The organism is Methanosphaera sp. ISO3-F5 (assembly GCF_034480035.2).
Classification (GTDB): domain Archaea; phylum Methanobacteriota; class Methanobacteria; order Methanobacteriales; family Methanobacteriaceae; genus Methanosphaera.
In genome coordinates, this window is sequence record NZ_CP118753.2 from 584,893 (window position 1) to 606,677 (window position 21,785).

At 31.6% G+C, this 21,785-nt stretch carries 25 protein-coding genes; 5 read left to right on the plus strand and 20 right to left on the minus strand.

The window, feature by feature from the left end:
- Positions 1 to 9 precede the first annotated feature (9 nt).
- Positions 10 to 147 (plus strand): hypothetical protein, encoded by a 138-nt coding sequence (locus PXD04_RS14365; protein ID WP_323735518.1) that lies wholly within the window; start codon positions 10 to 12, stop codon positions 145 to 147.
- Here PXD04_RS14365 and PXD04_RS14370 read toward each other — a convergent pair.
- From PXD04_RS14370 to PXD04_RS14385, 4 genes are all read right to left on the minus strand, one after another.
- Positions 140 to 1,165 (minus strand): 7-cyano-7-deazaguanine synthase, encoded by a 1,026-nt coding sequence (locus tag PXD04_RS14370; protein WP_323735519.1) that lies wholly within the window; start codon positions 1,163 to 1,165, stop codon positions 140 to 142. The genes PXD04_RS14365 and PXD04_RS14370 overlap by 8 nt on opposite strands.
- Positions 1,166 to 2,623, minus strand: a complete 1,458-nt coding sequence (locus PXD04_RS14375; RefSeq protein WP_336470721.1) for a glycosyltransferase family 39 protein — start codon at positions 2,621 to 2,623, stop codon at positions 1,166 to 1,168.
- 172 nt (positions 2,624 to 2,795) lie between these two features.
- The gene (locus PXD04_RS14380) at positions 2,796 to 4,589 is read right to left on the minus strand and encodes a glycosyltransferase family 39 protein (RefSeq protein WP_323735522.1); all 1,794 of its coding nucleotides are present in this window, start codon (positions 4,587 to 4,589) and stop codon (positions 2,796 to 2,798) included.
- Positions 4,590 to 4,963: 374 nt separating this feature from the next.
- The gene (locus tag PXD04_RS14385; protein ID WP_323735523.1) at positions 4,964 to 5,173 is read right to left on the minus strand and encodes a histone family protein; all 210 of its coding nucleotides are present in this window, start codon (positions 5,171 to 5,173) and stop codon (positions 4,964 to 4,966) included.
- Positions 5,174 to 5,898: 725 nt separating this feature from the next.
- Here PXD04_RS14385 and PXD04_RS14390 point away from each other — a divergent pair.
- Complete coding sequence (locus PXD04_RS14390; protein WP_323735524.1) at positions 5,899 to 7,674, plus strand: ribosome biogenesis/translation initiation ATPase RLI; 1,776 nt, start codon at positions 5,899 to 5,901, stop codon at positions 7,672 to 7,674.
- Between the two features lie 30 nt (positions 7,675 to 7,704).
- A complete protein-coding gene (locus PXD04_RS14395) occupies positions 7,705 to 8,874 on the plus strand; it encodes a TIGR04083 family peptide-modifying radical SAM enzyme (protein ID WP_323735525.1) in 1,170 nt (389 codons plus the stop codon).
- A 71-nt stretch (positions 8,875 to 8,945) separates the two neighbouring features.
- Here the strand turns inward: PXD04_RS14395 and PXD04_RS14400 are convergent, their stop codons facing one another.
- Positions 8,946 to 10,532 (minus strand): thiamine pyrophosphate-binding protein, encoded by a 1,587-nt coding sequence (locus PXD04_RS14400; RefSeq protein ID WP_323735526.1) that lies wholly within the window; start codon positions 10,530 to 10,532, stop codon positions 8,946 to 8,948.
- Between the two features lie 16 nt (positions 10,533 to 10,548).
- Positions 10,549 to 11,013 carry a dCTP deaminase domain-containing protein gene (locus PXD04_RS14405; RefSeq protein ID WP_323737444.1) on the minus strand — a complete coding sequence of 155 codons (465 nt, stop codon included), beginning with the start codon at positions 11,011 to 11,013 and terminating at the stop codon, positions 10,549 to 10,551.
- A gap of 151 nt (positions 11,014 to 11,164) precedes the next feature.
- Between PXD04_RS14405 and PXD04_RS14410 the strand changes: the two genes are divergently transcribed.
- Both PXD04_RS14410 and PXD04_RS14415 read left to right on the plus strand, forming a co-directional pair.
- Entirely contained in the window at positions 11,165 to 11,977 is an 813-nt protein-coding gene (locus PXD04_RS14410; RefSeq protein ID WP_323737445.1) for a DUF368 domain-containing protein, read from the plus strand.
- 17 nt (positions 11,978 to 11,994) lie between these two features.
- Positions 11,995 to 12,678: a class I SAM-dependent methyltransferase gene (locus tag PXD04_RS14415; protein ID WP_323735527.1), complete on the plus strand. Its 684-nt coding sequence runs from the start codon at positions 11,995 to 11,997 to the stop codon at positions 12,676 to 12,678.
- Between the two features lie 71 nt (positions 12,679 to 12,749).
- Here PXD04_RS14415 and ftsY read toward each other — a convergent pair whose 3' ends face one another.
- From ftsY to PXD04_RS14485, 14 genes are all read right to left on the minus strand, one after another.
- Positions 12,750 to 14,117 carry a signal recognition particle-docking protein FtsY gene (gene ftsY, locus PXD04_RS14420; RefSeq protein WP_409988280.1) on the minus strand — a complete coding sequence of 456 codons (1,368 nt, stop codon included), beginning with the start codon at positions 14,115 to 14,117 and terminating at the stop codon, positions 12,750 to 12,752.
- A gap of 353 nt (positions 14,118 to 14,470) precedes the next feature.
- Complete coding sequence (locus PXD04_RS14425; RefSeq protein WP_323735529.1) at positions 14,471 to 16,021, minus strand: MFS transporter; 1,551 nt, start codon at positions 16,019 to 16,021, stop codon at positions 14,471 to 14,473.
- A 165-nt stretch (positions 16,022 to 16,186) separates the two neighbouring features.
- A complete protein-coding gene (gene pfdA / locus PXD04_RS14430) occupies positions 16,187 to 16,603 on the minus strand; it encodes a prefoldin subunit alpha (protein ID WP_323735530.1) in 417 nt (138 codons plus the stop codon).
- A gap of 35 nt (positions 16,604 to 16,638) precedes the next feature.
- Complete coding sequence (gene rpl18a / locus PXD04_RS14435) at positions 16,639 to 16,863, minus strand: 50S ribosomal protein L18Ae (RefSeq protein ID WP_323735531.1); 225 nt, start codon at positions 16,861 to 16,863, stop codon at positions 16,639 to 16,641.
- Positions 16,860 to 17,534, minus strand: a complete 675-nt coding sequence (locus PXD04_RS14440) for a translation initiation factor IF-6 (RefSeq protein ID WP_323735532.1) — start codon at positions 17,532 to 17,534, stop codon at positions 16,860 to 16,862. Before PXD04_RS14440 ends, rpl18a begins: the two co-directional genes overlap by 4 nt.
- Before the next feature lie 214 nt (positions 17,535 to 17,748).
- Positions 17,749 to 17,994, minus strand: coding sequence for a 50S ribosomal protein L31e (locus PXD04_RS14445; protein ID WP_323735533.1), 246 nt, complete (start codon positions 17,992 to 17,994; stop codon positions 17,749 to 17,751).
- A gap of 51 nt (positions 17,995 to 18,045) precedes the next feature.
- Entirely contained in the window at positions 18,046 to 18,201 is a 156-nt protein-coding gene (locus PXD04_RS14450; RefSeq protein ID WP_323737446.1) for a 50S ribosomal protein L39e, read from the minus strand.
- Between the two features lie 2 nt (positions 18,202 to 18,203).
- The gene (locus PXD04_RS14455) at positions 18,204 to 18,785 is read right to left on the minus strand and encodes a hypothetical protein (RefSeq protein ID WP_323735534.1); all 582 of its coding nucleotides are present in this window, start codon (positions 18,783 to 18,785) and stop codon (positions 18,204 to 18,206) included.
- A gap of 35 nt (positions 18,786 to 18,820) precedes the next feature.
- Positions 18,821 to 19,177 carry a DNA-binding protein gene (locus tag PXD04_RS14460; protein WP_323735535.1) on the minus strand — a complete coding sequence of 119 codons (357 nt, stop codon included), beginning with the start codon at positions 19,175 to 19,177 and terminating at the stop codon, positions 18,821 to 18,823.
- Positions 19,178 to 19,223: 46 nt separating this feature from the next.
- Positions 19,224 to 19,661, minus strand: a complete 438-nt coding sequence (locus tag PXD04_RS14465; RefSeq protein ID WP_323735536.1) for a 30S ribosomal protein S19e — start codon at positions 19,659 to 19,661, stop codon at positions 19,224 to 19,226.
- A 70-nt stretch (positions 19,662 to 19,731) separates the two neighbouring features.
- Positions 19,732 to 19,962 carry a YhbY family RNA-binding protein gene (locus PXD04_RS14470; protein WP_323737447.1) on the minus strand — a complete coding sequence of 77 codons (231 nt, stop codon included), beginning with the start codon at positions 19,960 to 19,962 and terminating at the stop codon, positions 19,732 to 19,734.
- 63 nt (positions 19,963 to 20,025) lie between these two features.
- A complete protein-coding gene (locus PXD04_RS14475; protein ID WP_323735537.1) occupies positions 20,026 to 20,343 on the minus strand; it encodes a ribonuclease P protein component 4 in 318 nt (105 codons plus the stop codon).
- A gap of 339 nt (positions 20,344 to 20,682) precedes the next feature.
- Positions 20,683 to 21,225, minus strand: coding sequence for an adenylate kinase family protein (locus tag PXD04_RS14480; RefSeq protein ID WP_323735538.1), 543 nt, complete (start codon positions 21,223 to 21,225; stop codon positions 20,683 to 20,685).
- Positions 21,226 to 21,240: 15 nt separating this feature from the next.
- The gene (locus tag PXD04_RS14485; RefSeq protein ID WP_323737448.1) at positions 21,241 to 21,747 is read right to left on the minus strand and encodes a stage II sporulation protein M; all 507 of its coding nucleotides are present in this window, start codon (positions 21,745 to 21,747) and stop codon (positions 21,241 to 21,243) included.
- Positions 21,748 to 21,785 lie beyond the last annotated feature (38 nt).

Here is a 21,785-nt window from a genome sequence, read left to right on the forward strand (position 1 = left end):
GGTGATTAAATGTTTGAGAAAAGGGATGATATTTATTATGTGGCAGCGATTGTTGTCGGGATTTTAATTATTGTTTATCCTGCATTGGTTGCTTACATTTTAGGTCTTGTCCTCATTATATATGGTGCATTAATGGTTATTAAATAGTTCGTATTAATTCAAGAGCTTCGCCTGGTTCCAGTATGCCGGCTCTTGTTTCTCGCAGTACTCTTTGTATGGAGAATGATTTGTATTGTGGGTATTTCTTATGTACTTGGACTATTAGTGGACAGCCATATCCTTTTATTTTTTTCACATTATATTTTGTTATAATATTTTTTATTTCTGATTTTTCCATCCGTAGTAGTGCGGGTAGGTTTATTCTTATTTTGTCATTGTGTTTTACTATTGCCTGGGATCCTGTTGATAGTAAGTCTCCGAATATCATTACAGTTGTGTCTTCTTTTTCTAGTTGTTCTTCTATTTTTGTATGTATATTCTTTGAGCATCTTCCACATGGGTGTATTTTACCATTTAATGCATCGGTTATTATTTCGTTCATGTCTGTTGGTACGTATTCGTGTTCTATGTTTATGGCTTCTGTTAGATTTTGTATATTGTATTTGAATTGTTTTGGCAGTATTATTGTTCCAGGGTCTATTGTTATGCTTTTTACATTAAATCCTAGTGCTTTTGCCATTACTGTTGAGAAGCTGCTGTCTACTCCTCCTGATAGGGCTATTATTGCTTTTGCTTCGGGGATATTTTCTCTGTTTATGTTTTTTTCCACATATTTTTGTATTATGTTGTTGTTGTATGGTGCTTCTTGTTTTCTTTTTAGTAGTTCTAGGAGGTTGGTGAATACTGTGGTGTATTCTTCTGGTATTTGTTTCTTGTTTAATAGTTTTTCAAGGTGTTTTACTGATAGTTCTAGCTGGTATTCCTTTAGTATGAGGTCTGTGTATGATATTACATGGATTGATTTGATGCCTAGTTTTTCTCTTAGTTTGCCTACTACCCATCCTCCTTTTCCTATTATTATTGATTTTTCTGGCCTGTCTGGTGCTATTATTGTAAGTTCGTCATCTTCGTAGTGTATCTCTTTTATTTCAGGTTCAACGTAGTCGTGTCCTATTTCTTCTCGTATTTGTATTATTTCTTGTATTAGTTTTTCTTTGTTTATCATTTAATCGCACTCGTATATTTTTATTCTGATATTTTCTTTGTTGTTATCGTATATGGGGTGGTATCCTGTTATGTTTGTGAGGTTGCTTGTTGAGTCTATGTAGTATTTTGCGTTTATGCTTTTTAGTTTATCTGTTAAGTTTTCATTGTTTGCTTTGAGTACTCTTGGTATTGTTGTGTATGTGTATTTTTTCAGGTACCAACTGTATGTTACTCCTCTGTCTGATGATATGTTGTATTTTTTGTATTGTGGGTCGTAGTCTTTCAGGTAGTTGCTTGCTAGTTTTTCTTCGTGTGTATGTGGTGGTTCCTGTGTTATTGATGTTATGTAAATTGCGTTTATTGGTATTAGTAGTATTAGTATTATTGTTAGTGTGGTTAGTGTTTTCTTTTTGTCTTTGAATATGTTTTTGGTTGATTTGCATATGAAGTATGTTATTGGTATTAGTATTGGTATTATGTATCTATCAACTTTTACCGGATGATAAGAATGCATTATAATGAAAATTCCCATCCATAAAAACATAACATAGTCCATCTGGTTATCTTTATCTGGAAGCCATTTATAATATAATAATAGTATGGACGTAAAGAGTAATTCTGTTATTATATAAGATACATGATTATAACTAATTATTGCAATTATTGATAAAAGCACTATAAACGAAACTTTCAAATACCTATAATCTATCTTCTCCTTATCATAACATACCAAATTAGAAGCAAACTTAACAATATAAACAGCAACTAAAGCCAAAAGCACATACGATAAAACAGTAGGACTATTATAACTAATGGACAAATTACTAAAATATTCATTAGAAATCGCGTTACTTGTTAAATACTGGGGCAAATTCTGGAAATAATAAAACGGATTTAAATCATAACCCACATTAATACTTGAAACCTGACTACTACTAGACACCTCTAAAAATTGACTAATAAAAGGAATTGTGCCCTGAAAACTAATATAAACTCCGCTGATAATACCAGCAATAATAATACAATATACCACTACGCTACAAACACGTCTGAAAGTTAACTGCCTCTTAAAATCATCAAAATTCAACAAAAGATAAAAACCCATAACAATAAGAATAAAACCCTCAGTAAACCTGGTGAAAAATGCTAGGACAAAGAATAATATAGCCAAATAATAATACTTAAAATCATTCTCCAAACCCTTGATAGTACAATACAAAGCCCAAACACTAAAACATAATGCAGGAACATCAGTAGCACCAGTTAAAGCCCAGGTCACAACAAGTGAAAACATTGAAAAAATCAAACTACCAACAAATGACACTTCCTCATCAAAATACTTATTAAACAATAAGAAAATTCCAATAACAAGGAAAAAGAATAAAATACCTGAAACAACAAACATTGAAGTTTCAGAAACAAAGCCCAACTGAAAAGGAACAGAAACAAGCAATGAAAACACTGGTGGAACACTCAACTGACTACCAATATTAATATGTGAAAAAAGCATAGCATTCTGTAAGTAAACAAAAATATCCCAATAACTCACTCCTCTAATATTCTGACAGCAAACAAGAATAAAAGAATAAACTAGCATAATAATAGAAAGCAGGGTAAGCAGGGAATTATCCTTCAAAATCTTCTTTAAATCATACATAATTATCATGCGTCCTATTATACTCGTTTATATCATTTCTTAGTTTATTATTATAATCTTCAGTCCTCAGGTAGTCATAACCCTTATTCAAATACTTATTCTCATATATTCCAACACTTCCAACTTGTTTAATTAAATTTAAGCCAGGATAATCATATTTTACACTGCTTGTTGTGTCAAGATAATATGATGATGGCTGATGTTCCGGAGAATACGTTAATATTTCCTCAGCAAATTTCACACGCGCTGACACATTACTCGTGTTTATCACGCCACGCTGAGCATATATATTCAAGTACCATGTAACTGCGGGCCAATTATCCGAATGAACATAAGTCGTATTATTTATATGTCTATTTTCAAAGAGCCACTCACATGCATCACCTATATCCTCATAATCGTTTCTTGTAGGAATTTCACCTACAAACAGCAAAGTATTAAACAGTAACGCCAATACAATAACTACTGTTGCTATTTTTCTTAATTTAATTCCGTGCTCATATTTACTTAAATAAGTAAACAATGAATCTATGGCATATGTAATAAAGTATGCTATGAATGGAAGTACTGTGATAAAGTACCTGTCATTCTTTGTAAACAATATAGACTGAAATATCAGGTATGTTACAAACAGTGAAATCATTACTAGTTCATAGTCTAAGTCTTTAATATCATATGGTTCTAAGACTTTCCAATATATGAATAATATGATCAAAAAGATGACTGAACTAAAAATGTATGATATAGATCCTAACGTAAACAGGAAAATTATAAACAACACTAATGATAATCCAATCCCTATCTTACTAATACCATTTAATTCATGTTTGCTGCTTTTAACGGCATCATATAATTTATAAAAGAGTAATATGAATCCTAACAGGAATAATAGGATATATGCATATGCTATAATGGATGGCATATTTCCCATAGGATTAACAATGGCGTTAAAAGTATCTACATTTGGAACATAACTCATTAAGTAGTTAGGTAAGTGATTAATATAATACCAGCTATCCGGAAGAAAACCTGAATCTAAAACAACTGTATTAGAAACGGTTCCACTGAACTGTCCTAAAAATGGGAAAGCTGTTCCAAGATGAATATAAAACTGGTATAAGAACCAGCTAACACTAATAACACCTAAAATTCCGCCAACAATGATGTGTTTTATCTCATGAAGGTTTACTCTATTAATAATAAGATAAAATAGTAATGTAAAAATCATCACTCCCGCAGTATATCTTGAAAGGAATGCATATGCAGCAATAGGGAATGCTAACAAATACCATTTGTGGTTGAATTTATGGGCAATAATAAACAGGTATACTGTAAGAATTGTTCCAGTAACTCCTATAATGTCATTTCCACCGATTGCAACCCATGAGTATAATAAAGTAAATGTTGAAAAGATGACACTTCCAATAAAACTAATATTTTCATTAAATTTTAGTCTTAAAAGTAAATAAAATGATAATATTCCTATAATATAAAATACTGCATCAATATTGAATATTGCTTCCTTGTATGTGTGGCCGGCTATCAGGAACATTTTTGATAGAATTATTGGCAGTACTGGAGCAATGCTGGGAACGTCACCCCAGCCCATTTTAGCAAAAACTCTACCATTTTCTAAATAGAGGTATGTGTCCCAGTTTCCTATTCCAATATTATATTGGGCATATAATTTGGGAATGGTAATTATTAGTAAAAAAATGGATAATGCTAAAATGTATAGTAAATCCTTTTTATTATCTGTGATAAAAGTTTTTATATTATTAATCATAAGAAAAAATATCCATTATTCTTTTTATGTTTACTTTATTTTTTAAAAGATTTAAATTTTGGTTCTATGCTAATCTGGTGGTGACGATTTAATATTATTCTGGGGTAGTGTATTATTTGACCAAATGGCCTATATTAATTATTATGGTAATTGTATTACTGTAATTTTATAAAATCGCCTTTATAAATGGTAAATATAAAAAAGACTTTTTTGTAAAATCAATTACAAAAAGTTCAAATAATAAAATAAGTTTTAATTTATTTTTTTTTAAAAAAAATAAATAAATGATTAAATTATATCAAAAATATGATATTTTAATCATTATTTCCTATAAATTTTTCAACGTTCAATTTTAATTTCTTTCTTTATACTATCTAGAATTTTAACTTAATAGCTAATTGAACATCAGAAGCTTTAACAGTTTTTCTACCAGAGTGTGTAGCAATTTTAACTGCTTCTTCAGCTATTTCTTCACCGTGTTCAGATAAAATGTTTGATAATTCAATTTTAGCGTCTTTTGTTGCTCTAGGAGCACCACCATTTGATAAAATTCTGCCTATAGGTGCTATTGGTAAAGTTTCCATATAATCACTCCTATACAAAATAATATATTTTTGTAGTATTTATATGTATTGTTTTCTTTTTCTTAAAAGTATTAACTTGATATATGATTATACAAGACTTATTGTTATAGTATGAAAACTAAAAATAGCAATAAATTTGTTTTTAAACCATAAATCAATTTACCGTTATTTTTTCTAAAATGAAAAATGAGGTTTTTTCATTGTACATATTAACCTAACTTATTATTACTTTAACCATAATTTGAAATACAAAATTAGATTGAATTATATTATAATCAAGACTTTAAAATATATTTTTATTTTCTATAAACAATATTTATTGAAAACTAGCTTAAATGATTTTTTTTAATATTTAAATATCTAATATCAGTTATTTATTATTGATTTAAGGTTTATGACTTAATGGACTAAAATAGACTTCAAAAAAGATTTTAAATTAAAAATTACTAAAATTTATTACAAAGATTGAAAATAATACTCTCCCAATAGTTAATATGTTTAAACATTTTTCAAAAAAATAAAACAAATTAAATAAATTTTCTAAAATAATAAAATTATTTCCAAATGGTTCATTTTAACATACAATAACTAATAATTTCAACAATCCCAACAAAAACAAAAATATTTAATAAATACAAAAAACATAATATTATAATGATAAATCATTGAAAAAATACCAGTCAATGAAAAAAAGGGAAAAAAATACAAAAAGGGGAGTGTATTACTTGTCACGAATAGCAATATTAGAAAAAGACAAATGTCAACCAAAAAAATGTAACTACACCTGCATAGAATACTGTCCAGGAGTACGAATGGAAGAAGACACAATCATAATTGGAGAAGACAAAAAACCAATCATCTCAGAAGAACTATGTTCCGGATGCGGAATCTGCGTAAACAGATGCGTATTCAACGCAATAAACATAATCAACCTACCAGAAATGCTACAAGAACAACCAATACACAGATACGGACAAAACACATTCGAACTATTCGGAATGCCAACAATAGAAGAAGGATCAGTAGTAGGACTACTAGGACCAAACGGAATAGGAAAATCAACAATACTCAACATACTATCAGGACAAACAATACCAAACTTCGGAAACTACCAAGAAGAAGGAAACTGGGACAAAGTAATAGAACACTTCAAAGGATCACAACTACAAAACTACTTCAAAAAACTATCAAACAACCAAATAAAAATAGCATACAAACCACAAATGGTAGACCAACTACCAAAAGTAGTAAAAGGAAAAGTATCAGAACTACTAGAAGGAGTAGATGAAAGAAACAAAATGGAAGAAGTAGTAGAAAAACTAGAACTCCAAAACACACTAAACCGCAAACTAGGAAAACTCTCAGGAGGAGAACTACAACGAATAGCAATAGCAGCAACAATACTAAGAGATGCAAACTTCTACTACATAGACGAACCAACATCCTGGCTAGATGTAAAACAAAGACTAAACACAGTAGAAGTAATAAGAGACCTAACAGAAGAAAACAGAAACGTACTAGTAATCGAACACGACCTAGCAACCCTAGACGCAATGAGTGACTACGTACACGTAATGTACGGAGAAGAAGGAGCATACGGAGTAGTAAGTAAACTAAGAGGAGTAAGAGTCGGAATAAACGCATACATAAACGGATTCTTAAACGAAGAAAACATAAGAATAAGAAAACAACCAATAGAATTCGAAATAAGACCACCAAGTGACCTGATAGAATCAGAAACAATAACAAAATACACAGACTTCCACAAAAAATACGACAACTTCGAACTAGAAGTAGAAGAAGGAGAAATAAACCAAAGCCAAGTAATCACAGCATTCGGACCAAATGGAATAGGAAAAACAACCTACGCAAAAATACTCGCAGGAGTAACAAAACCAGACTCCGGAGAAATCGAAGAAGAAATAAAAATAGCATACAAACCACAATACATACTATCAGACTTCGAAGGAACAGTACAAGACTTCCTATATATGAACGCAAAAGGATACGGAACAAACGTCTTCAAAACAGACATATCCAAACCATTCGACCTAGACAAAATACTGGAAAAACAAGTGAACAAACTCTCAGGAGGAGAACTACAAAGACTAGCAACCGCAGTAACACTCTCACAAGAAGCAGACGTATACGTACTGGACGAACCAACAGCATTCCTAGATGTAGAACAAAGACTTAAAGTAGCAAAAGCAATAAAACACTTAATAACAAGAGACGACACATCAGCACTAATCATAGACCACGATATAGTATTCATAGATTACATATCAGATCGGGCAATGGTATTCTACGGAGAATCAGCAAAAAGTGGACATGCAACCGCACCAATAAACCTAAGAGATGCAATGAACAAATTCCTATCTGATGTAAAAATAACATTCAGAAGAGACAAAGAAACAAACAGACCAAGAGTAAACAAACAAGAAAGCTACCTTGACAGAGAACAAAAAGAAAAAGGAGAATATTACTACCTGGAAGAATAAACTAAAAAACAAAATAAAGGTATGATAAAAATGCATATAATGATAGTGCCAACAATGGGATGTCCAGCAAATTGTAGCTACTGCTGGAACTCAGAAACAGTATCCAAAGTAATGACAAAAGAAACAGTCAATGACATAGTAGACTGGTTAAAAGACTTCAAACAAGAACCAGTAACATTCACATTCCATGGAGGAGAACCATTACTTGCAGGATATGAATTCTACGAACATGCACTAAAACAGATATCAACAAAACTATCACACTTATACCCAGCATATGCAATACAAACAAACCTATGGCAAATGGATGATAAAACAGCACAACTATTCAAACAATATGAAATACCAGTAGGAAGCAGTCTGGACGGTCCAAAAGAATTAAATGACAAACAAAGAGGACAAGGATACTACGATAAGACACTAAAAGGATATGAAATAGCAAAAAAACATGATTTACGGGTAAGTTTCATAAGCACATTCACCAATTACTCCATAAAACATAAAGAAGAAATATTCGAGTTCTTCAAGAAAAATGGATTAAATCTTAAAATACACCCAGCACTCCCATCCATAAAAGATGACAATGGTGACGGCTACGCATTAGAACCAAAAGACTACGGAGAATTAATGCTATTCCTACTTGACCAATACTTGGACCTTGCAGATACAATAGAACTCAAAAATATTGACCATCTCTGTAAGGGAGTATTTATGAAAAGAGGATTTGTTTGTACATATGTAGACTGTATGGACAGCACATTCGCAGTAGGTCCTGAAGGAAAAATTTATCCATGTTATCGATTTGTAGACATGCCTGAATATGAAATAGGCCACGTTAAAGATAAGCCAACACCAGAACAACTGATGAATACCAGGGCAGAGAAACTATTGCAGGAATACAAGGAATTTGTGGATGAAGACTGTAAGGAATGTAAGCATATTGATTACTGTAGGGGTGGATGTCCGTACAATGCATTAGCAATTAGTGATCATAAAGTAGAAAATGTTGATCCACACTGTGAAGCTTATAAGATGATATTTGACAAGATTGATGAATTAATGAATGAGAAGTTAGACTTTGCATTTGAAGAACTTGATCAAACAGTGGAAAAAGATTATAATTTCACATTAAATGTTGGATTTGAGAATATGCCAAAGGGTGGTAAAAAGTTCACGGTAATGGATATTGCAATGAAATAAGATTTATTTCATACAACTACTATTTTTTTTTGGATAAAATTTTTAAAAGAGGAATGTGGGAGAAGGTTAGTTTAAGGTAATGGGATTGGTACATCTGCTACTTCTATGTTGAATAGGTGTGGTTTCTTTTCTTCTATTGCTTTGGCTAGTTTTTCGTTTAGTTCTTCGATGCTTGTTATATTATCTGCTTCTATATTGTAAGCATTTGCTATTTTTATAAAGTCTGGATTTTCTAGGGTTACCTGGTATTTTGGTAGGTTTTCCATATCCTGCCATTGTTTAATGATTCCCAGCATGTTGTTGTTTATTATTATTACTATTATTGGGAGTTTGTATGTGTTAATGACGGCTAATTCTTCTATTGTCATTTGAAGTGCACCGTCTCCAGTTACTGCTATTATCACATCTTCTGATCGTGTGTATGTTGCTCCTATTGCTGATGGTATGGCATACCCCATTGGTCCTAGTCCTCCGGAGAATAGTATTTGACCATATTTTTCTACGGTCGAGTCAATTGTGAAGTATGTTGGTATGGTTCCTGCATCTATGGTTAGTGTGATGTTTTTATGAACGTGTTGTAGTATGTTTTTTATCACTGTTTCTGGGTGTAGTTTTGTTGTTTGTTCTTGTATTTTTCTAGGTTTTTCTTGTTGTAGGTTTATCCTGTTTGTCCATTTGTGTATATTTGTTTTTATTTCTTTTTTGTTTATTTCTTGTAGGAATTCTTTTATGTTGTTGTTGTGGAATGTTTTGGCCTTGTTGTGTTCTAGGTTTGTGTTGACTTGTATGATGTTTTCTGTGTTTATGTGACTTGTTGTTCTCTCGGATAGTCTTGTTCCTAACGCCAGTATTAAATCAGCATGTTCTGATGCATAATTTGCTTTTTTTGTTCCTCGGGTTCCTGTTAGTCCAAGGTTTTGTTCATCTTTTTCGGTTATGATTCCTCTTGCAGTCCATGTTGTTGTTAGTGGTATTTCTGTTTTTTTCATAAACTCTTCCAGTTCTTTTATAGCATCTGCATAAATAATACCGTAACCTGCAATAATTAATGGTTTTTCACTTTCTTCTATACGTTTAATCATATCAATAATATCAGATTCATTAGGTGACTTAATTTTCTTGGTATGAATTACCTTGTGAGATATATTCATAGGTTTATTTTGAACATTTTTTGGTATATTAATATGGAACGGACCAGAAACACCATCATCAAAATGCATAAAAGCCTCATTAATACTATTCTCTAACTTCTCAGGAGAACGAGCATGATAAGACTTAATAGTAATAGGCTTAAACACATCATTCAAAGGCAAATCCTGAAACGTATCCAAACCCTTAACATCAGTAGAAACATCACCCGTAAGAACAAGAAGAGGAACATTATCCTTAAAAGCCGTAGCAACACCCATAGTTAAGTTCATAGCACCAGGACCAGCAGTAGCAAGACAAACACCACACTTACCACTACAACGAGCATAACTATCAGCAGCATGAACAGCAGCCTGCTCATGCCTAGTTAAAACATGCTTAATCCTTGACTTACGCAGAGCCTCATAAATCGGGATAATCTGCTCACCAGGATAACCAAAAACATATTCAACACCATGCTCCTCCAAAAGTTTAACAAGATACTCAGCAGTATTTTTATCAGTCTTCATAACAATCTCCCCCCTTTTAATCCTTACTCTCCTGGTAACTACCAGAATACTCACCAGAACCAGTCACCTTAAAGACAACAGCCTGCGCAATACGTTCACCCTTTTTAATCTCATAATCATAATCCCCATTATTCACAATCAAAAACTGTAAAGTACCATAAAAACCAGGATCACCCACAGCAGTATGAACACTAATAAAACTCCTTAAAAGAGTTGAACGAGGAAGATAAAGCATAGCATAACCTACAGGAATATTAGTTTTACCCATAATAGTAACACTATAACTTGATTTAGCCTTCAAAGTATAAATTCCGTCAACACACTCAACCTCTTCAAGCTCTGGAAGATTCTTTTTATTATCAACTAAAGAACCACCACCAACCTGTCGATACAACTTATCCATTTTAAGGTCAATACCAGATGGCTGAATAGAATCATCATACTCTGGAAACAACCTTCTTAACTCTTCTTCTCCTAACATAAAACAGACCCTCAAAATTATCAATACTAATAGTATGAATTAAAAATTATTTAACTTTTTTTAAACAAAAATAGTAGTAACAAAAAAAATAGGGAGTCACTAAATGTTTAACTACATGGAAATGATAAAAATATTCCTAAGAGGAGTACTAATGGGAACAAGTGATATCATGCCCGGAATATCCGGAGGAACAATAGCACTCATAACAGGAATATACGATAAACTAATAAACTCCATAAGTAACATAAAATTCTTATTCCTAAAACCATTACTAAAAGGAAACATAACCGAATTTAAAAAACAATTACTCGAAGAAATAGACTTTGAATTCTTCATACCATTAGGACTCGGAATGGTATTAGCCATGATACTAATGGCAGGCATAATTAACTACTTACTAGGAAATTACGCAGCATTCACATATTCATTCTTCGCAGGACTAATACTAGCATCCATATTCATATTATACAAACAACTGGATGCATTTAACATCAAAGCAATAACAATAACAGTAATATTTGCAATATTGGCATACATCTTCGTAGGACTAAATCCAATGCAGGCATCACACTCACTGCCAATACTATTCGTATCAGGATTCATAGCAATCTGTGCAATGCTACTGCCAGGAGTATCAGGATCATCACTACTATTACTACTAGGACAATACGAATACATGATAAACGTAATACACCAAATCTCAATCATAGAAATAATAGTCTTCGTAGTCGGAGCAGGACTAGGATTCATGAGTATGAGCAGAATAATAAAATACATGCTAGAAAACCATAAACAAATCACCGTAGCAACCCTCATAGGAATCATGCTAGGATCAATGAGAGTACCTGCACAACACATAATAACCGCACCAACCACAGCACTACCCATCTGCATAATCATAGGAATAATAGGAATGGCAATAGTCCTAATTGTAGAAACAAAATTTAATTACGAACTAATATAAAGAGAGGAAAAAAATATATGAACAATTTAAAAAAACACTTTAACCAAGAAGCAGAAGCATTCGACAAACAAGTACTAAAAAACATACCAAAATATCCAGAAATGCTAACAGCATTAATAAACGCAATACCAGACAAAAAAGAAAAACCTAAAATACTGGACCTGGGATGCGGAACCGGAAACATAACAAAAAAAGTATTGGAAAGATACCCTCAAGCAGAAATAACATGCCTAGACCTATCAGAAAACATGATAGAAATAGCTAAAGAAAAACTCTCCCAATACAAAACAATAAAATACATAGTAGGAGACTTCACAAAAACAGACATCACAGAAAAATATGATGCAATCATATCATCACTAGCACTACACCACATACCAACAGATGAAGAAAAACAAGAAATGTACAAAGCAATATACGAAGCATTAACAGATGAAGGAGTATTCTATAATGCAGATGTAATACTAGGAAACAGCACATACAACGAAAAACTAAACAATACAGTAGCTACACAAGACATGAAAAAAGTTGGAGTAACACAAGAAGAAATAAATGAACATAAACAAAAACGAGACGATAATGATATTCCAACAACCGTATACAATCATATACAAATGCTAGAAAAAGTAGGATTCAAAGAAATAGATATTATCTGGAAATACTATGCAAATGTAGTGTATGGCGGTACAAGAAAAGAATAAACTCCCACCTATTTAACATTTTTCTTATTTTAATATATTTTATTTCAAACAAAAAGAAGTATTTGAAGAAATTATTCTTCTTCAAAAATTTGCTGAATCATCCACTCAGGTTTAAATTCCATTAAATCCTCATAAGACTGACCAGTACCAATAAATAATATAGGTTTGTGAATAACATGACCAATAGATATTGCAGCCCCACCTTTAGCATCAGCATCAGCTTTTGTTAAGATGATACCATCAACATCAATCACTTCATTAAACTTGGTTGCTTGTTCGGTAGCATCATTACCCATTAATGCATCTCCAACATATAATACAATATCTGGTTTTGAAACTCTTTTAATTTTCTTCATTTCATCCATCAAGTTTGCATTTGTCTGCATACGGCCTGAAGTATCAATCAATACAACATCTTTTCCAGTAGCTTTTGCATGATCAACAGCATCAAATGCTACTGCAGCAGGATCTGAGTTTCGTTCATGTTTAATGATTTTAAGGTTCAAATTCTTTGCATGATGTTCTAATTGTTCTATTGCACCTGCTCTGAACGTATCTGATGCACCTAGTACTGAGGAGTATCCGTGTTGTTCAAGATATTTTGCTATTTTGGCGATTGTTGTGGTTTTTCCAGTACCGTTTATTCCTACAAACATTATTTTGTATGGTTCACCTTTTTGTTTGGATGCTTCTATATCACCTAATAAATCATAGGAACCATTATCAATAATTTCGGTTATTGCCTTTTTAAGTGCGTTTGTGGTGAATAACTCCATATCTCCTCTACGTTTAATTTTTCTACCGATTAGGTCTTCTTTAACAGATTCAACTATTCTGTCAGCTACATCAAATGCAACATCTCCTTCTATGAGTGAGAATTCAAGGTCTTCCAGTATTTTGGATATGTTTTCTTCTTTTATTGTTTTCTTGGTTATGAATGAGAAGGCTCCGCCTTTTTCTTCTTCACCTTCATAAGCTGGTTTGTCTTTTTTTGGTTCTTCTTTTTTGTCTCTTTTTAAGAATCCGAATCTGCTTTTTTTCTCTTCTTTTTCTTCTTTTTCTTGAGGTTCTTCAGCTGTTTCTTTAACTTCACTGACTTCTTCTTCTTTTTCTTCTTCAACAGGTTTTTCTTCTACTTTTTCAGGTTCGGTTTTTTCTTCTGTTTTTTCGTCTTCTTTTTTATCTTTAGGTTCTTCCTTGTTTCTTCTTAAAAATCCGAAAAATCCTTTTTTCTCTTCTTTTTCTTCAGTTTCTTCAACTTTTTCTTCAGGTTTTGATTCTTCTTCTGAGGTACTGGTTTCTTCTTCTGATGTGACTTCTTCCTCTTCTGTGACACTAGTTTCTACAGTTTCTTCATCCGTGGTTGTTTCTTCTTCTTCTTTTTCTATATCTTCTGATGCTTTGTCTTCTGGTGTTTTATCTTCTTGTTTTTCTTCAATACTCTCTGAAGGTTCTTCAGCAGTTTCTTCAACTTTTTCTTCAACTTCTTCTGTTTTATCTTCAGAATATTTGTCTTCTATTTCTTGAAGCCCTGATTCTAGGTTATCTAATTGGTCACTAATCTGTGATTCTGGTAATTCTTCTTCAGGTATGCTGTCAGATGCATCTTTAATTGTTTTATTTAATTTTTTTCTTAGAAAATCAAACAAGTTTTCACAATCCTTATAAATTTTAGATATTATTAAATTATAATATGTATTTTCTAAGTAAAATAAGTAATTATAAATACGAAATAGCTAATAATAAAATTTTCAAAAAAAAGAGGTTATGATCAAAAAAATAGTATAATAACTTATTTTTTTAATCGTTTAATCTGATATAATTTAACATCATTTAATGTTAAAGTAAACAAAAGACCCAATGCTAAAAGAATCGAAGTAACACTCATAACTAATTTCATAGCATCAGTCAAAACAGTATTAACCACTTTCTCCTTAATACTGGTGTCTCCACGTAATTCAGTAACATTAACATGTCCCACCTTCTGAAGATATTCCTGACTTTCAGCATGGAATTGTTCATCACTAACCTGGCCAGGAGCATAAGTATTAACAGCATCATGTAATCCCCAAGTAGCACCAACAATAAGAATACAACCAATTATTGCAGTACCCATAGAAGTACCTAATGTCTGTCCTGTAGATAACAAACCTGAAGCAGAATTCTGATTTTCATCATTAGTACCAACTAAGGAAATATCCATTCCTAATGCCAATATAAATCCTAAACCAAATCCGAATAAGAACATTCCTGGTGCAATAGTATTAAATGTTGTGTTAACTCCAAACTGAGTTGAAAGAATTGTGGACGCAAACATTGAAATTAAAAATCCTAATGTCATAATATTCTTATGATTAATCTTAACCGTAAGTTTAGGGGCAATTATTGATGCTAATAACAATCCTATAGTTGCAGGCAATAAGTTCAGACCGGTTGAGAAAGCATCCAGTCGCAATACGCTCTGTAAAAATAAAGATATTGCAAATAATGAACCGCCCATAGCAAGACTAGTTATTAATCGTATAATTGTTCCAACACTTAAGTTGCGAACTTTAAGCATGTTAATATCAAGTATTGGTGTTTTATCCTGTTTTTTAATACCGTACTCATATGAAGCAAACAAGTATAACACTACTAATGATATGAGTACTAATGCAATGGTTATGAATACATGCTCTTCTAACAGGAGAATACCAAGTACAAATGTAATTAATCCGAATATTAATAGTATTGAACCGGTTATATCAAAGTCTTTCATAGTTAATGAAGGTTTGAAATCCTCAATCTTACCAGAGAATAGGAATACTATTACTATGATTATTAATTCTATTATAAAACCATATCTCCATGTAAGAAATGTGGTTACTACACCACCAAATAATGGTCCTACTGCAGCAGCAATTCCGGCCATTGCACTTATTATTGCTAATGCAAGGGTACGTTTATCTTTTTTGTATGTTTGACTAGCTATTGATATAGTTGCAGGTGTCATTAATGATCCACCAATTCCCTCTAGTAATGACCATCCTATGAATAACATTAATGCATTCTGACTGATTGATGCAATTAATGCACCTATACCATATATTCCTGCACCAAGAAGGAATACTTTCTTTTTTCCTATAATATCTTGTAGTTTTGATCCAACTAACATTAATGATGCGGTAATTAATGTATAAAAACTAATAATTAATTGTATTGTGCTGACTGTTGTATTCAAATCGGATACTAACTGTGATATTGCCACGTTCATGAATGTAGAATCTAGGGTAATTATGAAGGTGGCTAGGGATATTAGTATCAGTGGAATCCAAGTAACTGTCACTATTTCATTTTCATCCATGGAAGTTATCCTCCAATTTAATTATAATTAAATGTTATTTATGGTAATATTCAATATTTATTTTTTTATTAAAATGAAAATAGCGTCTTTCAAAATAAGTGATATCTAAAAATATGAGTTTAATGTTGGTGGTTAAAATAAAAGAAAGTAGGATACATAGAGTAATTATTGTACTCCTGTTTCTTTCATTAATCTTTCTACTTCTGGTCTTCTTTGAGTAATGTAATCATTAATTTTCTGTAATTGTTCAGTTAATGATCTGATTAATTTTTCTACTTCTTCTTTGTCTTGTTTAAGAGTTTCCTCAGTTTCTTCTCTGCTTCTTTTTATTGCTACATCAGAACCTACGCCAACAATAATATCTTCATTTTTAAGTTCTGTTGTGATGAAACATCCAGCTCCTATTGGAATTAAGGTTTCTTTTCCGGTAGCTCCTTTAATTCCTTTAACAGCTTCCTGGGCAGAGCGAATATCATTTAATGATACGTTTAATTGTTCAATCTGTTGGGTGATTGTTTCCCCTTGTTGTTGTAACTGATTAATCTCCTTAACCATTTGTTCTAATTTTTGTCTATCTTCCATTGGAACACACTCCTATTTATAGTGTACCATGAAGTTTATAATAAACTTTTTACGATAGGATCAGTTACTTCATCTGCTGATATTTCAGAGATATCGTCGAAGATGATTTGGTCTCTGTTTAATCTGTGTTTACTACCAAATTCAGAATATAATTTTTCTTCAACATCTTCTACTTTTATTGCTTTTAATTCTCTTGTGAATACTTTGGTCTTATCAACATCTAAAAGTTTTCCTTTTACTCTAAATATTTTTGTTTTCATAATGTTCCCTCAAATAAGTTGAATACTTGATCAATCCTTGCTAGTTCGGGTCCTGTAGTTTTATTTCCTACAATAACTCCGTTAGAATTTGCAATGATACATGCTCCTACGAGTTTTACTCCACGGTTAACTGTACCAATCTCTGCAGGTACTCCTAATACATCTTCAACTAAGTCTAGTTCTTCATCTGTTGCATCAGGATGAACTAAAGCACCTTTATTGGTTGCTGCAATTGTTGAACCAACAATATCCAGACCGGCTATGGTACTTTCTACAATTTCCACATCTAAGGTATCTCTGATGATTTTCTTTGCATCACTTGACAATTCTGGATTTACAATAGCTCCATTGTCGTTAGCTACAATAATGTTACCTATTGCAGTTAATTTGTCTGGTATTATTTCCACGTTAATATCATGTTCACTTAGTATATCTAATTCATGTGAAAAGACATATGGTGATACAAGTAGACCGTTAGAATTTCCAGCCATTAATGCTCCTGCTAGATTACTACCACAGATTGGCGTTTTTATTATTGGTACTTGTAAAGTTTCTTCGATACTTTTTAAATATGTATCTTGGAGTCCCTGTGAAACTATAGCAACATTATCTTTTGCAAGTATAGAAACACCTAAATTAGGATTTCCATCAATATCGAATCTTTGTATCATTTTATCACTCCATCTGTGAGTTTTATTAAATATGTATCAATATAATTAAAATGCCCACCTCTCAAACATTCTAAATTATATTTAAGTAGGGAAGAGAGTTGATTAAGTTCTCTTGTACATGTATACATTATTATCTACTTCTTTAGTAACTCGTAATTTATGATAAAGAAAATAGATAACATAATAATCTCATAGTTAGCATTTAGTAAAAAAATTATTCATCTACTAATGTTACTTCTACTGTACCGTCTTCTTCAACAGCTTTAACTTTAATTTTTGATGGGATTTTTTCTCGTCCTCTTTCCCAAATTTTTTCGTTAACAGCTGTGTCAATTATAACATCTTCAGCTTTCATATGTTTTTGAATGAATTCTCTGATGTATCTCATTGCTTTTGGTGACCTTTTAGTTCTAGGTACTCTTTTTACATCTCTAAGAGGAATTGTGTAAATTCTTTCCATTCTAATACGCTCCTATAAATTATATAAAAATCAAAGATAAACTCTAAAAGCTTATACTTTAATTTTGCTTCTTCTCCATTGTCTAGCTTTTGGATGAGTTCTTAATTTTCTTGATGTTTTTATCATAGCAAATATAGGAACTCTTCTGTTTTGTTTGCCTTTTTTAGCTAATCTTAATTTTTTTGGTAAATTTTTGTTACGACTCATTTTTACTTCCATCCTATAACTCTTGATTGAATATGCTGGGGAAATATTTCATTAATGTTCTGTCCCTTCTCTTCAAGCAATACTCTAATTTCCATCTCATAATCTGAACTATTATGAATATCACTCTCAGCCTTTTGGAGATTAAATAATCTGTCACTAGTATCATTGATTGTCTTATAACCAATACCTGTTAAGTTAACATACTGGACATTCTTCCTATCCTCTAAACTTTGAATCTCATTCTGTGTAAGCTTAGGAATTCTGTCTTCACGTCTAGTGCCATCAGCTATTAAATCAAACTCATCAGCTAAATACTCAATAACCTCATGATGAATATGGTTAATTCCATTATTAGGAAATTGATCTTCAATTATCATATCCACAGCAGTATTTAAAATACTAGTATCTAACTTCAATACTCTGTGCTTAAATCCTAAACTGTTTGCTGATTCTATTGCTGGCTTGGATGAATTAAAAACACCAAAGTTAATGGTTATTAATTCAACATCATAACCAAGTTTATCCAAAATAACGGCCATTAATGAACTATCTTTACCGCCACTATATAATACAGCTGTCTTCATAAAAATACACGATATATCATATAATATGAAAAAGATTATTTTCTTGTGATATGAATTTCACGTTTAGTATTAGTTGTTTCTCTTAAGATTTGTTTTAATGTAGCATCACTAACTGGAATCTGTATTCTACCAGATTGTGCCATTTGAATTAGTTGCATTTCAATTGCATTAACTAGTTCTGCCTTTGTTAATCTTAAGTTAGCGAGTCTTTGACGTGCTTCTGGGGACAAAATCTGTCTAAGTGCATTTTTCTTTTGCGCTTCATACTGTTGTCTCATCTGCTCTTCTTGTTGCATTTGTTGGTAATTAGTACCTTGCTGTTGTTGAGCAGCCATTTGCTGTTGTTGAAGTTGTTCCATTCTTCTACGTCTAATTTCGTCAAGTTCACTCATTTAATACAACTCCCTTTTGTTTTAGTATCATACCAAAATAATTTAATTAGTATTTTGATAATTCAGGAATATCTTTTATGATTTCAGCAGCTTTTTTATCTAAGTAAGATTGACCTGCAGGTGATACAGCTCTACCTTCTTCTGTTTTAACTACGTAACCTGCTTCTTCAAGTTGTTGTAAAGCAGTTCTTATGATGGATCCACTTCCTTTTCTGAATTTTTCAGGACTGGTTCCTCTGTCTTTGTTTCCACCATATTTGGTTTGTAATCTGCTAAGTCCTACTGGACCATCCATATAAACTCTTCTTAATAAAGCTGCTGTTCTTACATACCACCAATCTGGGTTTTCAGGTCTGCGTTCTTTGTGAACACCAGTTTTAACAAACTGTGACCATGCTGGTGCGTTTATTTTATCATTTTCTTTAAAATCTTCACTTAATGCGCTGATTAAACTTTCAGCAGGTACATCGAATGCTGTTGTCATTGTTTAATTAGCCTCCTATTAAATTATAATGTTTTATTTTTAAAAAATTGCCTATACTTAATAGAGATAATTATTTTCTCTTATATAATACTGCAACATTACCACGAACATCAATTAACTTGGATTTTGTAGCTGAAACAATTTCTTCTAAAAACTCATCCTTATTGGATGCAATAGTTCTAGAAAAACGAATCTTAACAATTTCACCATTCTTTAACTGACGTTTGATTTCTTCAATAACATTTTCATTAATACCATTCTTACCAATATTAATTTCAACTGCATTTAAAGAATTTCTCATTATTTCTTTTCTACTCTGGACTTTGCTCAAATTATCATGACTCCAAATAATTAATATTTTAACCTAGTTTTTCTTATGAGTGTAAGGAACTTTAGTTAAGTTACCACATTCAAGACATTTTCGGGTAATTGTATTACCAGAAAGTCTTACTCTTAAGTTAGCCCCTGGTTTAAGGAATTTATTACAATTTTTACAAAACCTTCCTCGCCAATAATAAGGTAATGTTATATTATATTTAGTAGAGATATTACGAGTTAACTTAACATAACGATCAGAACGTTCTGGGTGAGATGAAAACTCTTTTTCAGCCTGATTAAATAAAATCTGCATTCTTTCTAATGCTATTTTATTAACATACTTTGGTCGTTTTCTTCTACTCAAAAATATCTAATCCTCTAAAAAATATAGAATATTCTTCTTAAGTGCAAGGAATGAAATTATGAAAAATACATAAAATCTAGATAGTAAACTTAAGAATAATAATATAATTTATGTAATCAATTACTTAAATATGTTATGCCCATAAAAGATAGACAAAATAATAAACCCCATAAAACAGGTATAAACAATAATACAAACAACAATTAAAGTAATAAATGAGGGATAAAAAAATAAAAAATAGAAAAGTATTAATAACAGAACAGATTAAACACCACAAAACCAATCACATATTTCTAGAAATTTTGATGGTGATGATTATATTTACAATATAATATAATACTATAACATTTGGAAATAATCTGCTAAATAATCAATTTCTCCTAAACTAAAAGACACATCACCATTAATAACATCAACAATCTCATCTGCCAACTCATCAATACTTTTATTGCTTGTTTCAATCTCTTGTATACAGTCACCATATGTTTCATAACTTTCTGATGTACAAATTCCAAGTATCTCAGCAGAAACATTCTCCTGTATCTTTTCATCTTTCCAATCACGAGTATTTAACCTATCCCTAAGAATAAGCGGATCACATCTTAATACAATAACCAAGTCTGCATTAGGATAATCCTGTGCCAAATGACCTTCAAAAATTATCAGTTCCTTCTGAGAATCTCTGACAATAGCATCAACAACTGGCACCATTTTATCAGTATCAACAATTTTATACCCTCTTTTTTCATCAGTACCTAAATTAAGATCATAATCCTCAAGCAAACTGTTTATACTAATAAATGTAGCATCAATCTTCTCTCTTAGTTTAGATGTAACTGACGTTTTTCCTGTACCTGGAGTTCCAGTAATAATTACTAACATAATAATTCTTCCTCATTATACAACCATACTTAAAAGTAATGGTGTAACTGCTGCTTCAATAATTGCTGCAAATACTAATAGTACAAATGATACTACAATAGTAAATATTATGTCTTTGAAGCAAATTTTCATATTCTCTACCTGTGAACTTAAATTCCCTGCAAATAATGCCTGAATACAAAGTAGTTCAGTCTTTGTTATTATAAATGCCCCTGTTAATGACAATATCAGTGCGGTTATTTCAAATATTCCATGAGGTACTGTTCCAACAAGGAATATTAGGGGTGTTGTTAATGTATAAACATATCCAATCAGAATACCATTTACTATTATTGCAAATATGGATAATAATGAGAATATTATTCCACCCGCAAGAATCACCAGATTTGCAGTAATATTGTTCACAAATAAGCTTACAACATTTTCACTAACGGATTCCATAGAAATTTCCTTTAGCATTTGTCTGATAATCTCGGTTACTATTGCTTCAAAGCTTTTATTAAATACTGCTCCTATGATTATAGAGCCTGAGACTTGGCATAAATTAGTTTCAAGAGAAA